The sequence below is a fragment of the Streptomyces sp. NPDC054866 genome, assembly GCF_053610745.1.
The window spans coordinates 103,349-117,395 of record NZ_JBSGZA010000004.1; the positions used below are offsets into that span (position 1 = coordinate 103,349).

Genomic DNA, 14,047 nt, shown 5'->3' on the forward strand with positions numbered 1-14,047 from the left:
TCCTGAAATCCTGAGGTGAAGTGCGTACCGGCCGTGGTCAGGGCCGGAAGCTTGAATCTACAGCACTGTAGAAGTTACGGCAGTGGGGGTGCCGCGTCCCCGATACCGCGTCCCGTTACGATGTGGCGCTTCGTGAGGGGGCGTCAAGAGAGCCGTCCGGTCGATCAGAGGTCGAACTCGTGCGGCGGCAGGTCGAGGGCGAAGCACGCCTCCCGCACGACAGCCCGCTCCGTGGCGTCGAAGTCGCCGTCCGCGCCGCCGATGACGATGCCGATCTGCACCACGGCACGCGCTTCGGCGGGCTTCTTCTTCGCCTTGGCGACCTCCTGCAACACGCTGACCTTGCCGAACGCGAAGTCGGCGGTCAGCTTGTCGAGGTAGTCGTCGAAACGGCGCCGCAACTCGTCGGCGGGGAAGTTCTGCAGCACCTCGTTCGTGGCGATGAGCTGGGCCACGCGCTGCCGTTCGGACGGATCGATCGAGCCGTCCGCGGCCGCCACGAGGGCGCACATCGCCATACTGGAGTCGCGGAAGGCGCCGCTCTTGAGGTCGTTCTTCTTCGCCATGAGCTGGGTCTGCATCGTCGATGCGGATTCCTTGACGCGGTCCCACAGGGCCATGAGAGCTCCGTACGTTGATAGCTAGTTTCTACAGCACTGTAGAAACTAACAGGAGTGCCGAGAAGTTCCGCGGAAGGCCAGGGAGGACGGACGATGACACGGACCCCACAGGATCTGCTCGACGACGTGGTGGCGCGGCTCGCGCCGGACCCGGCGGCCAACCCGCTCGTCCCGCGCCTCGCGGACGGCACCGCGAACCGTTCCGTGATCACCGCTCTCGCTCTGGAGCAGCGCTCCGTGATCCCCGCGGACCGCCGCTCCTTCCTGCACCTGGCCGAACGCTCGGCCGCCACCGGAGAAGAGGCGTGCGCGGCCTTCTTCCGCACCCTCGCCGAAGGCGAGACGCTCGCCTTCGACCGCCTCGGCGCCCTGATCGAGGCCTGCGGCGTGGACAAGACCGACGCCGACGCGTACGAACCGCGCGCGGGCTGCCAGGCCTATCCGGCGTACGTGGCCTGGCTCGCCCTGAACGGCGATCCCGTCGACGTGGTCCTCGCCCTGACCGCCAACTTCGCTTCCTGGGGCGCCTATTGCGCGACACTCGCCCGTGCGCTGCCGACGCGTTACGGCTTCAGCGAGGAGGCCTGCGGCTTCTTCGCCTTCTTCGCCGAGCCCGCGCCCGACCTGGAGCGGCAGGCACTCGCCGCGGTGCGCGCGGGCATGGACCGGGGCCTCGACGCGAGCGGGTCCGCTCTGCGCTACGGGAAGCTCCTCCAGCGGTACGAGGCGATGTTCTGGGAGACGCTCGCCGCCCCGGCGCGCGACCTCTGACCGCCTCTGGCCCCGTCCTCGCCACCGCCTTCGCCCCCGCCCTACTCCCCACGGAGCTCGGCAAGTTGGGCCACGAGCCCGCGGACCAGCGCGTCGAGCCCCGAAGCGAACGCGTCCTCGGCCCGCCCCGCCTTGTCGCCGCCGACGGCGCTCTCCAGCGCCGCCGCCAGGACCGGCACCCGTGGCGCGTGCCCGGCCGGGTCGATCATCAGCGGCGGCGCCACGAGGTCGAGCGCCGAACCCAGGAGGAACGACTCGACGCTGGTCATGGCCGCGATCAGCCGGTCCCGCGGCCAGCCGCCACGGGCCAGCGCCGCCACGACCGCCTCGTACATGCTGAGGGTGGCCGGTGAGCTGATGGTCGTGGTGGCCAGCAGGTCGATGGAGTGCGGATGCCTGGCGAAGGCGTCGCGGTACGAACGGGCCCACGCGGCAAGGGCGTCGGGCCACGGCAGCGTGTCGAAGGCGGAGACGTCCATCTCCTCGACGATCAGCCGCCGTACGCCCTCGATGACCTCGGCGCGGCCGTCCAGATGGTTGTAGAGCGACGCGGTCCTCACGCCGAGCCGCGCGGCCAGGCGGGGCAGGCTGAACGCGCCGGACCCCTCGGCGTCGATCAGCGCGAGGGCCTCCCGCGCTATCAGTTCCGCGCTGAGCACCGGTATGCGCGGTCTCCCTCTGCCCATGGCCTGGCAACTCCCCTTGTCGGACGGGGGCTTCACAGCCGCCCGTGTGCAGAGTACGGTCCTGCCGAGCCTGAACTAAAGGCTTTAGTTTTCGGACCTGTTGTCTGGCCCCTTGGAGTGCCCGCGTGACCGCACCCACCTCCGGCGCCGCCAAGGGGCTGAGCGGCGGCGCCGTCGGCACCGGCGACCTCGTCTTCTTCGTCGTGGCCGCCGCCGCGCCGCTGACCGTGATGGCCGCAGTGGCCCCGCTGGCGATCGGCATGGCGGGGCGGGCGGCGCCTCTCGGCTACTTGATGTCAGGGCTGTTGCTCATCGTCTTCGCGGCCGGATTCACCGCGATGAGCCGCTTCGTCCGCAACGCCGGCGCCTTCTACGCCTACATCGGCCGCGGGCTCGGACGCCCCGCGGGAGCCGGGTCCGCGTACGTCGCGCTCTTCTCGTACAACGCCATCGAGGTCGGACTCCTTGTCGCCTTCGGCTGGTTCACCGAGTCCGGGTTCGAGGATCTGACCGGGGTCCGCGTGGCCTGGTGGATCTGGGCGCTCGCCGGGCTCGTCGCGATCGGTGTGCTCGGCTATCTGAAGGTCACGCTCAGCGCCAAGGTCCTCGGTGTCGCCCTGGTCCTCGAAGTCCTCGTCCTCCTGGTCCTGGAGGCCGGAGTCCTCGCGCACGGCGGCGGGCCCCAGGGACTCGACCTCGGCACGCTCGCGCCGGAACACCTGGGCGGTTCGGGGGTGGGCGGCATGTTCGTGCTCGCCGTCGGAGCCTTCGTCGGGTTCGAGGCGACGGCCATCTACGCGGAGGAGGCGCGGGAGCCGGAGCGCACGGTGCCGCGCGCCACCTACATCGCCGTGGCGTTCCTCGCGCTCTTCTACACCTTCACGGTGTGGACGATCATCAACGCGTACGGATCAGACCGCGCCCAGGCCGTCGCCAACGGCGAGGGAGGCGCCGACATGGTCTTCACGGCCACCGAACGGTTCGCGGGCGCATGGGCCGCCGACTCCATGCACGTACTGATCATCACCAGCGCCTTCGCCGCGACCCTGGCCTTCCACAACGGCGCCGCCCGCTACTTCTACGCCCTGGGCCGCGAAGGGCTGTTGCCGCGCCGCCTCGCCGCCGTGTCCCCGAAGACGCGGGCGCCCGCCACGGCGGTCGTGACGCAGTCGGCACTCGCCCTGGCCGTGGTCGCCGTGACCCTCGTGAGCGGCGCCGATCCGTACACCGTCACCTTCCTGTGGAGCAACGGCTCCGGCATCCTCGGCGTGATGCTGATGCAGGCGCTCGCCGCGCTCGCGGTGTACGGCTTCTTCCGGCGCGACCGCAGGGGCATGCCCGCCTGGCGGGTGGTCGCGGCACCGCTGATCGCCTGTGCGGGCCTCGCGGTGCTGATGGCCCTGGTGTGCGCCAACCTCGATCTCCTGACGGGGGCTTCGGGCAGCGTCAACGCCGCGCTCATCGCGCCGCTGCCCGTGCTGTTCGTGGCGGGAGCGGCCCTGGCCCTGAGGATCCGACGACGCGAACCGCGGGCGTACGAACGGCTGACGACAGTGGACGCGGAGAGCGTGTGACGGAGGAACGGAACACCATGGAGGGGCAGGCAAGCATGGCGGACGAGACGGTGACGCGGGTCTTCCTGGGGCGGGTGCGCACCGGAAGCGACGTCCACGCGGACACCACGGCACTCGCCGTACGCGACGGACGTGTCCTCGCGCTCGGGGACGACGCCCGCGCGCTGGCGGAAGTCGCCGACGAGGTGGTCGAGTTGGGGGACGGACTGCTCCTCTCCGCCTTCGGTGACGGCCACGCCCACCCCCTCTTCGGAGGGTTGGAGAGCTTCGGCCCGCAGATCAAGGACCTCACCTCGGTCGACGCGATCGTCGCGGAGGTCGGGCGGTGGGCCGAGGCGCACCCGGACGCGGAGTGGATCGTCGGCGCGTCCTACGACCCCGCGCTCGCCCCGGGCGGCGAGTTCGACGCCCGGTGGCTGGACGCCGCGGTCGCCGGGCGGCCCGTCGTACTGCGGGCCTTCGACTACCACACGGTGTGGTGCAACTCAGAGGCGCTGCGCAGGGCCGGTGTGCGGGACTCGACGCCGGACCCGCGCCTCGGCTGGATCGTCCGGCGCCCCGACGGCTCGCCCATGGGCACCCTGCGCGAGTGGCACGCCTGCGACCTGGTGCTCGACCAGGTGCCCGCACGCGAGGAGGCCGAACTGGTCGAAGCCGTGCGCCGCGCGGGCCTGGCGTACGCGCGAGCGGGCATCACCTGGGTGCAGGACGCCTGGGTCGAGCCGGAGATGGTGGAGGCCTATCTCGCGGCCGCCAGGCACGACGCGCTGAGTGTCCGCGTCGACCTGGCCCAGCGCGCCGACCCCGACCGCTGGCGCGAGCAGCGCAAGCAGTTCGACGCGGCACGTGCGCGCGTGACTGCCGAGGGCGGCCCGCTGCTCTCCGCGCGCACGGTGAAGTACTTCAGCGACGGCGTGATCGAGGGCGGTACGGCCGCCCTGCTCGACCCCTATCTGGACGCGCCGCACAGCTGCGGCATGCCCGTGTGGGAGCCGCGCGCGCTCGCCGAAGCGGTGTGCGCCTTCGACGCCGACGGCTTCCAGACGCACATCCACGCCATCGGCGACGCGGGCGTACGGGCCGCGCTCGACGCGGTGGAAGCCGCGGTCCGCGCCAATCCGGCCTGGGACCGGCGGCCCGTGATCACCCATGTCCAGCTCGTCGACCCGGCCGACCTGCCGCGGTTCGCCGCACTCGGCGTCATCGCCAACTTCGAGCCGCTGTGGGCACAGCCCGACCCGCTCCAGACCGACCTTTCGATGCCGCGGATCGGCGCCGAACGGTCCGGCCGGCAGTACCCGATGGGGGAGTTGGCGCGCGACGGGGCGCGGCTCTCCTTCGGCAGCGACTGGCCCGTCAGCTCGTACGAGCCGCTCGAAGGCATCCAAGTCGCCGTCACCAGGCGCACGTTCGACGGGGCGCCGGAGGGCGGATGGACCCCGCACCAGCGGCTCACCGTGGAGCAGGCGCTCGCCGCGGCCACCAGCGGTGTCGCCCACCAGGCGGGCGCGGACGACCGCGTCGCGCTCGTGCCAGGCGCGCCCGCGGACCTGGTCAGCCTCTCCGCCGATCCGCGCACGGTGGACCCGATGGCCATCCGGCATGTGCGGGTGCTCGGCACGTGGCTCGGCGGGGACCCTACGTACCGGGCGGGGCAGGGGTAGGAGTGAGGGGCAGGACGATGGCGGTGACCGCTATGCCGTCACGTATCAGCCAGTTGCCCCGGAAGCCTGTCAGCGCGCGCCCCGCCACCGTCGGCCCGGGGACGAGGAGCGCCGCGGTGAACGTGCCGTCCGGGGCCAGGTCCACCCGCGCCTCCTCGAAGCCGAGCCAGCGGCCCGTGAGCGGGAACCACGTCTTGTAGACGGCCTCCTTGGCGCTGAAGAGCAGCCGGTCCCAGGGGACGTGCGGATGCCGGCTGCCAAGGTCGGCGAGGGCCGCGCGCTCTGTCTCGTCCGAGACCAGCCGCAGGACGTCGGCGTCGCCGAGCGGAGCGGCCGGCTCCGCGTCGATGCCGACGGAGACGACCGCCGAGGCGCGGGCCACGACGGCGGCGCGGTAGCCCGCGCAGTGCGTCATGCTGCCGACGATGCCCTCGGGCCAGCGCGGCGCACCCTTCGGCCCCGGCAGGATCGGCCCGGCCGGCACGCCGAGCCCGGCCAGGGCGGTGCGGGCGCACTGCCGGACCGTGGCGAACTCGCTGCGCCGCTTGTCCACGGCCCGCGCCACGACCTCCGCCTCCTCGGGAAAGAGGAACGGATCGGCCGGGTCCTCGCGGGTCTCCACGACGGTGACGGGCGCAGCGGCGAGCAGCGATTCCAACACGACGGTACGGCCCGGGACTTGGCGCACGTGGTTCAGGGGTGACGTCACAACGGATCACCGTACCGGGGCCTCGCTGTGAGCGGGGGCCTACCCTGGCGGGATGCACGACGAGTACCGCACAGTGGCCCGCGAGGCCGTGCACGAGACCGAGATCAACCGCTCGCGCTTCCTGTGCGCCCTCGCGCCCGCCGCCACCGAGGGGGAGGCGCAGGACTTCGTCGCGCGCATCCGCAAGGAACACCCGTCCGCCTCGCACAACTGCTTCGCGTACGTCATCGGGGCCGACGCGGGGGTGCAGAAGGCGAGCGACGACGGGGAGCCCGGCGGGACCGCGGGTGTGCCGATGCTCCAGATGCTGCTGCGCCGCGACATGCGGTACGTCGTCGCCGTCGTGACCCGCTACTACGGCGGGGTCAAGCTCGGCGCCGGCGGCCTTATCAGGGCCTACGGAGGTGCGGTCGGCGAGGCGCTCGACGCGGTCGGCACGCTGACCCGCAGGCGCTTCAGGCTCGCCACCGTCACGGTCGACCACCAGCGCGCGGGCAAGATCCAGAACGATCTGCGCTCGGCGGGGCGCGAGGTGCGCGACGTGCGGTACGGGGACGCGGTGACCATCGAGATCGGCCTTCCCGACTCCGACGTCGAGGCCTTCACGGCCTGGCTGGCGGACGCGACCGCGGGCAGCGCGGTGTTCGAGCTCGGGGGAGAGGCGTACGGGGACGCCTGACCCCGTACGGGACGCTCGCGAACGCCGGGCGGGGGGCCCGCGCCCAGGCGTGGATGCGTGCGAATGGGTAGAATTCGGGCATGGGAGAGCGGCCTGTGGCGCCGACTGCGCCCGAACTCGTCCTCGAGACCGATACCGGCTCCACGGTGATGAGTCCGAGCCGGGACTATCACGTCGGGCGCGACCCACTGAGCGACATCGTCATCGACGACGCGCGCGTCTCCTGGCACCACGCCGTCCTGCACGCCGACCTCGACCACTGGACGATCGAGGACGAGCACAGCACGAACGGCACGTACGCCGACGGGCAGCGCGTCCAGGAGTGGGGCGTCGGACCGGGCAGCGTCCTGCGCTTCGGCAGCGTCACGGACGGCCCGCGCGCGGTACTCGTCGGCCGCGAGCCTCCACCGGCCGCCGCCCCCGAGCGCCCCTCCGCCGTCCGCACCCCCTCGGCCACCGGCACCTTCCGGCAGCCGACGAGCGTGCGCCCGCTGCCCGCCCGTACCGTCCGCATCGGCCGCGCCGCCGACAACGACCTGGTCATCGACGATCTGGTCGTCTCGCGCCGCCACGCCGAGCTGCGGGTCCTCGACGACGGTACGTACGAGATCGTCGACCTCGGCAGCCACAACGGCACCTACCTCAACGGCCAGCCGGTCGGCCGTGCCCCCGTGTCGCCCGGGGACATCGTCGGCGTCGGCCACCGTGCGTACTGCCTGGTCGGCGACGAGCTCCAGGAGTACGTCGACACCGGTGAGGTGTCGCTCGACGTCCAGGAGCTGACGGTCGCCGTCGACAAGGGCCGCAAGACGCTCCTGGACAAGATCTCCTTCCCCGTCGGCGAGAAGTGCCTGCTCGCCGTGGTCGGTCCCAGCGGCGCCGGAAAGTCCACCCTCCTGAACGCCCTCACCGGCCTGCGGCCCGCCGACGACGGCACGGTCCTCTACGACGGCCGCGACCTCTACCGCGACTACGCCGAGCTCCGTCAGCGCATCGGGCTCGTGCCGCAGGACGACATCCTGCACGCGCAGCTCACCGTGCGCCGGGCTCTTGGATACGCCGCCGAACTGCGCTTCCCCCAGGACACCGAGAAGGCCGAACGCCGGGCCAGGGTCGACGAGGTCATCCGCGAGCTCGGCCTCGAACAGCGCGTCGACCAGCCCATCCACAGCCTCTCCGGCGGCCAGCGCAAGCGCGTGAGCGTCGCCCTCGAACTCCTCACCAAGCCGTCCCTGCTCTTCCTCGACGAGCCGACGTCCGGGCTCGACCCCGGCATGGACCGCTCGGTGATGCACATGCTGCGCGGTCTCGCCGACGACGGCCGGACGGTCATCGTCGTCACGCACAGTGTGCTCAGCCTCGACGGCTGCGACCGGCTCCTCGTGCTCGCCGCGGGCGGCAGGATCGCCTACTACGGGCCGCCGGGGGACGCCCTCCCGTTCTTCGGCTTCGAGGAGTGGCCCGAGGCGTTCGAGGCCTTCGAGGGGGACCGCGACCGGGACTGGGCGGGGGAGTACCGGCGCTCGCCGTTCCACCAGCAGTACATCGTGAACTCCTCCACGCAGGCCTATCTGCCGCAGGCGGACGCGGGCCCGGTCGCCGCGTTCGCGCCCCCGCCGAAGGCGCAGAGCTGGGGATCCCAGCTGCGGACGCTGGTGCGGCGTTACGCCGCCGCGCTCGGCGCCGACCGGACGTTCCTGGCGATCATGATCGCGCTGCCCTTCGTGATGGGCGCCATGGCCCGCGCGCTTGCCGGGAGCAAGCTGACGCAGGAGACGGCGATGAACGCGCTGCTCATCCTCTGCGTGGGCGGCGTCCTCACCGGCGCGGCCAACGCCGTGCGGGAACTGGTCAAGGAGCGCGTCATCTACCGGCGCGAACGGGCCGTCGGGCTCTCCAGATCGGCGTACCTGATGTCCAAGGTCGTCGTACTGGGAACCATCACCGTCCTTCAGGCCGTCGTGCTGACCCTGGTGGCGCTGCTGGGCGTCGACCTCAACGCGCCGGCCGGCAAGGGAGTGCTGCTCCCGCCGCTGGTCGAGATCACGCTTGCGGTGGCGATGCTGGCGTTCACGGCGATGATGCTGGGGCTCCTCGTGTCCGCCCTGGTGCGCAAGGAAGAGGTGACGATGCCGCTGCTCGTGCTCCTTGCCATCGTCCAGGTGGTGTTCTGCGGCGCGCTCCTGAAACTCCACGGGGTGCCCGGGGTGGAGCAGCTGGCGTGGCTGGTCCCTTCCCGGTGGGCGCTGGGCGCGATGGCGGGGACGATCGGCCTCGGCAGGATCGTGCCGGGGGAGCTGACCACCGATCCGCTGTTCCGCCACTCCGCGGGGATCTGGCTGCTCAACATGGGCATGCTGCTGGCCCTTTCGGTCGTGTTCGGTTACGTGGTCGCCAGGCTGCTGAGACGGCACGAACCTGCGGTCATGCGGAAATAGCGAGCGCGGAGCACGGGAGATCAGGAGCGGACCAGATGACTACTGAGGCGGACTTCCGTCCCACCCATGTCGTCCCCCAGGACGGGCTGCTCGCCTGGGAGGCGCCGGACGTGAACCGCCCGACGGCGCCGCTGGACGCGCTGCTGCCGGTACAACTGGTCGACAGGCTCGGCGACTGGGCCCGCATCGTCTGCGCGAACGACTGGTCGGCCTGGGTGGACGGCCGCCTCCTGATCGCCGTACCGAGCGACCCGCCGGCCGCGAGCCACTCCCTGACCCGCACGGCGGACCCGACCCCGCTCCTGGCGCGAGCCGAGGAGGCACTGAGCCGCTACCGCCGGGCGACGGAGGAACTGGCGTCCGGCGGAACCGATGGCGAGACGTTCCGCGGCAGGACGCGCGGACTGCGGGTGGGCGTGGTCGTGGACGGCGAGTCGATGTGGCTCTACGACGCCGAACACGAGCGCTGGGTGTACTGCGACGGAACCCGCCTCACCACGTACGCGGCAGGGGAGGGCCCGAGCGTTCAAGGCGAGGCCGACACGCCTCGCGTCCAGCCCGCTGTGCCCCCTGGCAGCGCGGCGGGTCCGGAGCCGACGCAGGTGGTGGAGGCGATGGCGCGGTCCGGCGGGACCGCCACCACCGGCGATCCGGACGCTCCCGGGCCCGCGCCGCCGGCCGAGGCAGCCGACGCCACGCCCGGAGACGATCCCACCCCCCGAGTACGGCCCACGAGCGGCGACCCCCCGGACCCTGCAAGCACGGCACCCCCTCCCGAGCCGACGCAGGTGGTCGAGGCTGTGCCCGATCCGGGGACGGCGGGTGGGAACGGCGGGGGACTGGCCGCTGCTTCGTACGACGAAGGATCTGCCCGCGGAGGTGCCGTGTACGGCGAAGGGCCGGTCGGCGCTTCTGTTGCGTACGGCGCAAGGCCCGCCGCCCCCGCCGAGCACCGCGATGAGCCCGCCCGTGCCCGTGCCGCGTACGGCGAAAGGGCCGCCGCGCCCGCCGCGTCCCGCGAAGAAGCACCCCTCGCCCCTGCTGCCTCCGCCTCCGGCGAAGACCCTGTCCCGGCTGCGTCCCGCGAAGACCCCGCCCCCGCTTCGTACGCCGACGAACCCACCCGTCGTATCCCGCCCGTCACGGTCGATCCCGGCTCGGTGACTCGGGCTCGGGACGAGTGATGGGGGCCCCGTCGCGCGACGGCCTGTCGGAGGGCTCCAGCAGTCATTCCGGGCGGCCCTCCGCGATGGTCGGGAAGCAGATCGCGGGGTATCGGGTCGAGGGTGAGATCGGGCGGGGTGGCATGGCTGTCGTCTATCGCGCCAAGGACCTGAGGCTCGACCGGACCGTTGCCTTGAAGCTGCTCGCCCCCGAGCTCGCCCGCAACGACACCTTCCGGCAGCGCTTCACGCACGAGTCACGCGTGGCCGCCGCGATCGAGCACCCGCACATCGTGCCCGTCTTCGAGGCGGGCGAGACCGACGGTGTGCTCTACATCGCCATGCGGTACGTTCCCGGGCTGGATCTGCGGCATCTGCTCGATGGATCGGGCCCGCTCCCCGTAGGGGCCGCCCTCCGCATCGCCGCCCAAGTCGCCTCCGCGCTCGACGCGGCCCACGATCACGGCCTGGTCCACCGTGACGTCAAACCGGGCAACATCCTCGTGGCGAAGGGCACGGACAGCGACCACCCGGAGCACGTCTACCTCACGGACTTCGGCCTGACGAAGAAGTCGCTGTCGCTGACCGGCTTCACGACCGTGGGCCAGTTCGTCGGAACCCTCGACTACGTGGCGCCCGAGCAGATCTCGGGCCGCCCCGTGGACGGCCGGTGCGACGTCTACAGCCTCGCCTGCGTCGTCCACGAGACCATGGCCGGCGGGCCGCCCTTCCAGCGCGACGACGACATGGCGCTGCTCTGGGCCCATCAGTACGACCAGCCGCCCCGGCTGACGGAGAAGCGTCCCGGAGTTCCCGCCGCCCTCGACGGCGTCCTCGCGAAGGCGCTGGCCAAGCGCCCCGAGGACCGGTACGGCTCCTGCCTCGAATTCGCGGCCGCCCTGCGCGCCGCGGCCACCGGAAGCGCGGACGGACATGCCCCCACGCAGGTGGATCTGGGCGTCGTGGAAGCCCCGGCGGACCCGGGAGCGCCTCCGGAGCCGCCGAGCTGGGCGCGGCCGGTCTTCCGGCGGCTAGGACGGTGAGGAACCGTCCTGCCCCACCTCACCGCGCCGGTGGACGGGACGCGCGAGCAGCCCGCCGATGAAACCGGTGACCAGACCCCACGCCACGGCGAGGATCAGCGCGGTCCCCAGGTTCGGGTGGAGTTTCACCAGGCCGGACAGGCCGCCGCCCAGATCCCCGATGCCCAGGAGCGACAGACCGTAATGGGCGGAGAGGCGGGCCAGCAGACAGACGGCGAGCACGGTGAGGGTCAGCGCCACCGCCATGTGCACGGCGTGCTGCCAGGCCCGCATCCGGGCAGGTGAGCGCGCCGCCATCAGGAACGCGGCCCCCAGGACGAGGACCGCCGCGACGACAAGGAGCCACCACACACGCCCGTCGTGGTCGGAGAGCGTCCGCAGACTCAGCGTCGAGTCCTCCGGGGTGCGCAGTACGTCGTCGAGGACCTTCGGCATGGGCAGCCCGAACGGCCCGTCCACGCGGCCCTCCCAGGACGCGCCGAGACCGATGGTGAAGGCGAGCCAGACGAGGTTGGGAAGCCCGAGCAGCAGCACCGCGAGGGTCTCGGCGGCATGCCCCTTGGTCACCGCCACGACCACGCCGATGACGAGCCCCAGGGCGACGTACGCGAGCAGCAGGACCACCATGGCGTACGCCGCGGGACGCACCGACTCCTGGAAGCGCACGAGGCGGGCCGGGAGCGGGGCCCCGCGCGAGACCAGCAGCGCCACGGCGAGGACGCCCGCAAGCCACAGCAGCCCGAAGAGGATGGTCAGGGGTACGTCGGTCTCGAAGCCGACCTTGGGCGTCGCCCCCAGCGCGTCACCGATGTCGGACGCGGTCCCCTCGCCGAGCGAGATCGTGAACCGGTGGCGGGCCAGCAGGCCGAGGGCGATGAGCAGCAGCACCCACAGCGCCGCGAACCGTGCCGCCCAGCCGGCCAATTCCCTGGTGTCGGCGACAGCCCGGTGCCGCAGCGGCCTGAGGAACCCGGCAGCGATCACCAGAGCTCCGGCAAGGGTGACCGAGAGGGGCAGCACGGAGAGCCCGGCGTTCGTCTCGGCGATCGCCCCGGCGTCGCCGGAGAGCCCCACGGAGCCGCCGACCGCCATCACGACGACGGCCGCGACGACGCTGGGGAACGCGCCGCCCGGCAGATCCGCCGCCCCGGCGGCCCACAGGCCGAGCGCGGCGACGACGGCCATGGCCACCAGCGCGGCGAGCACGGCGAGCAGGGCGTGGATCCAGCCGTGGGGCGCCCGACCGGGCGGTTTCTGGTCGCTCACGTTGTCACGCTAAGCAGCGCGGCGGCGGTCCGCCCCTCGGGAGGGCCGACCGCGTCGGCTTGCGGGCTCCCGGGAGGCGGGACACACAATAGGCGCGTAAAGGAAATACCGTACGTAGTGGTCCCCCTACGCAGGGAAGAAGTGTTCGTGAGCGCCGAACCGCCGTCGTCAGGACGACCCACAGGACCCCCGTCCGGCCCGCTCTCGGGCCCTTCACAGCCTGGCGCGACCCAGCCCGGCGCCACCCGGCCCGGTTCGACGCCACCGCCCGGCGGGGACCGGCCTTCGGGCCCGCCGGGCGGCCCGCCCGGTCCACCCGACCGGCCTGGTCCGCCCGGTGGGGCGAGCCCGGAACCCGGCCCTGGCAAGGGTCCGCAGCCGGACCGCCCCTGGTGGAAGTCCGCGCCACGCGTGGCGGCCATCTCCCTGGTGGTCGTGGCCGCGGTCGTGCTGACCGTCGTCCTCACCCGGCCCGACGGCACCTCGAAATCCGGCGGCGACGTCGCCCTCCAGCCCGCGGGGGAGAAGGGGCCCGACCCCTTCACCGAGTCGACGGCACGGGACGGCTCCACGCCGCCGTCCCCGAGCGCCCTGCCGAGTTCCTCGGCGTCGGCCAACGTGACGCGCGGCGTCGACGGCGCCGCTCCCGGCCTCTACGGCGGGACGCGCAAGGTCGGCAGCTGCGACGTGGAGAAGCAGGTCAGCGCCCTGAAGGCGGACCCGGCGAAGAACAAGGCGTTCGCCTCGGTCCTCGACATCGAGGCCTCCGCCGTCCCCGCGTACCTGCGCGCGCTCACCCCCGTACAGCTGCGCATGGACACCCGCGTCACCAACCACGGCTACCGCGACGGCGCCCCCACCGCCTATCAGGCCGTCCTCCAGGCCGGGACCGCCGTACTCGTCGACGACCGGGGCGTGCCGCGCGTGCGCTGTGCCTGTGGCAATCCGCTGCTGCCCCCCGTCGCGCAGAAGAGCGCCCCGAAGGCGACGGGCGACGCGTGGCCCGGCTACAAGTCGTCGAACGTCGTGGTCGTGGCACCGGCCACCCAGGTCGTGAACGTCTTCGTCATGTACGACCCCGAGAGCGGCGATTGGTTCGAACGTGACAAGGGCGACACGGGCGCCGGTGACACGAAGACCGAGCCGCCGGTGAAACAGCCGTCTCCCTCGCCGTCCGAGGCCCCGTCCTCGGCGCCCCCGTCGTCACCTTCCACCTCCCCCTCCTCAGTCGAGCCCTCCTCGCCGCCCCCCTCGTCGGCGCCGCAGACACCCTCCTCGGAGCAGGAACAGCCGCCCTCCTCGGAGCCCGCGCAGCCGCCGTCCGCACCGGTGACAGATTGAGGTTCGTGATCGAGGAGGTGCCGACAGGCGCTAGCGTGGTGGGTGCTGTCGGCGAGGCCCGTGCTGGGGCGGTCCTCGATCCGGGGCGTGGGA

General features: G+C 72.4%; 12 protein-coding genes. 8 read left to right on the plus strand and 4 right to left on the minus strand.

Annotated features, from left to right (window positions below):
* Nucleotides 1-164 precede the first annotated feature (164 nt).
* On the minus strand, nucleotides 165-620 hold the full coding sequence (locus tag ACWGI2_RS21205; RefSeq protein WP_453399945.1) for a tellurite resistance TerB family protein: 456 nt from the start codon (nucleotides 618-620) through the stop codon (nucleotides 165-167).
* A 93-nt stretch (nucleotides 621-713) separates the two neighbouring features.
* On the opposite strand from ACWGI2_RS21205, the gene ACWGI2_RS21210 reads away from it, so the two are divergent.
* Nucleotides 714-1,391, plus strand: coding sequence for a transcriptional regulator (locus ACWGI2_RS21210; RefSeq protein ID WP_453696885.1), 678 nt, complete (start codon nucleotides 714-716; stop codon nucleotides 1,389-1,391).
* 41 nt (nucleotides 1,392-1,432) lie between these two features.
* Here the strand turns inward: ACWGI2_RS21210 and ACWGI2_RS21215 are convergent, their stop codons facing one another.
* Nucleotides 1,433-2,077 carry a TetR/AcrR family transcriptional regulator gene (locus ACWGI2_RS21215; protein WP_453696886.1) on the minus strand — a complete coding sequence of 215 codons (645 nt, stop codon included), beginning with the start codon at nucleotides 2,075-2,077 and terminating at the stop codon, nucleotides 1,433-1,435.
* 125 nt (nucleotides 2,078-2,202) lie between these two features.
* On the opposite strand from ACWGI2_RS21215, the gene ACWGI2_RS21220 reads away from it, so the two are divergent.
* Both ACWGI2_RS21220 and ACWGI2_RS21225 read left to right on the plus strand, forming a co-directional pair.
* On the plus strand, nucleotides 2,203-3,651 hold the full coding sequence (locus ACWGI2_RS21220) for an APC family permease (protein ID WP_453696888.1): 1,449 nt from the start codon (nucleotides 2,203-2,205) through the stop codon (nucleotides 3,649-3,651).
* Complete coding sequence (locus ACWGI2_RS21225) at nucleotides 3,648-5,315, plus strand: amidohydrolase (protein WP_453696890.1); 1,668 nt, start codon at nucleotides 3,648-3,650, stop codon at nucleotides 5,313-5,315. Before ACWGI2_RS21220 ends, ACWGI2_RS21225 begins: the two co-directional genes overlap by 4 nt.
* Here the strand turns inward: ACWGI2_RS21225 and ACWGI2_RS21230 are convergent.
* Nucleotides 5,290-5,976, minus strand: coding sequence for a 4'-phosphopantetheinyl transferase family protein (locus ACWGI2_RS21230; RefSeq protein WP_453697689.1), 687 nt, complete (start codon nucleotides 5,974-5,976; stop codon nucleotides 5,290-5,292). The two genes, ACWGI2_RS21225 and ACWGI2_RS21230, sit on opposite strands and share 26 nt — an antisense overlap.
* A 100-nt stretch (nucleotides 5,977-6,076) precedes the next feature.
* On the opposite strand from ACWGI2_RS21230, the gene ACWGI2_RS21235 reads away from it, so the two are divergent.
* From ACWGI2_RS21235 to ACWGI2_RS21250, 4 genes are all read left to right on the plus strand, one after another.
* On the plus strand, nucleotides 6,077-6,703 hold the full coding sequence (locus ACWGI2_RS21235) for a YigZ family protein (protein WP_453696892.1): 627 nt from the start codon (nucleotides 6,077-6,079) through the stop codon (nucleotides 6,701-6,703).
* Between the two features lie 80 nt (nucleotides 6,704-6,783).
* Entirely contained in the window at nucleotides 6,784-9,141 is a 2,358-nt protein-coding gene (locus ACWGI2_RS21240; RefSeq protein WP_453696893.1) for an FHA domain-containing protein, read from the plus strand.
* Between the two features lie 35 nt (nucleotides 9,142-9,176).
* Entirely contained in the window at nucleotides 9,177-10,325 is a 1,149-nt protein-coding gene (locus ACWGI2_RS21245) for a hypothetical protein (protein WP_453696894.1), read from the plus strand.
* Complete coding sequence (locus ACWGI2_RS21250) at nucleotides 10,325-11,347, plus strand: serine/threonine-protein kinase (RefSeq protein WP_453696895.1); 1,023 nt, start codon at nucleotides 10,325-10,327, stop codon at nucleotides 11,345-11,347. Before ACWGI2_RS21245 ends, ACWGI2_RS21250 begins: the two co-directional genes overlap by 1 nt.
* Here the strand turns inward: ACWGI2_RS21250 and ACWGI2_RS21255 are convergent.
* A complete protein-coding gene (locus ACWGI2_RS21255) occupies nucleotides 11,336-12,613 on the minus strand; it encodes a streptophobe family protein (protein WP_453696897.1) in 1,278 nt (425 codons plus the stop codon). The genes ACWGI2_RS21250 and ACWGI2_RS21255 overlap by 12 nt on opposite strands.
* Nucleotides 12,614-12,760: 147 nt before the next feature.
* Between ACWGI2_RS21255 and ACWGI2_RS21260 the strand changes: the two genes are divergently transcribed.
* Nucleotides 12,761-13,954, plus strand: a complete 1,194-nt coding sequence (locus tag ACWGI2_RS21260; RefSeq protein ID WP_453696898.1) for a DUF6777 domain-containing protein — start codon at nucleotides 12,761-12,763, stop codon at nucleotides 13,952-13,954.
* Nucleotides 13,955-14,047 lie beyond the last annotated feature (93 nt).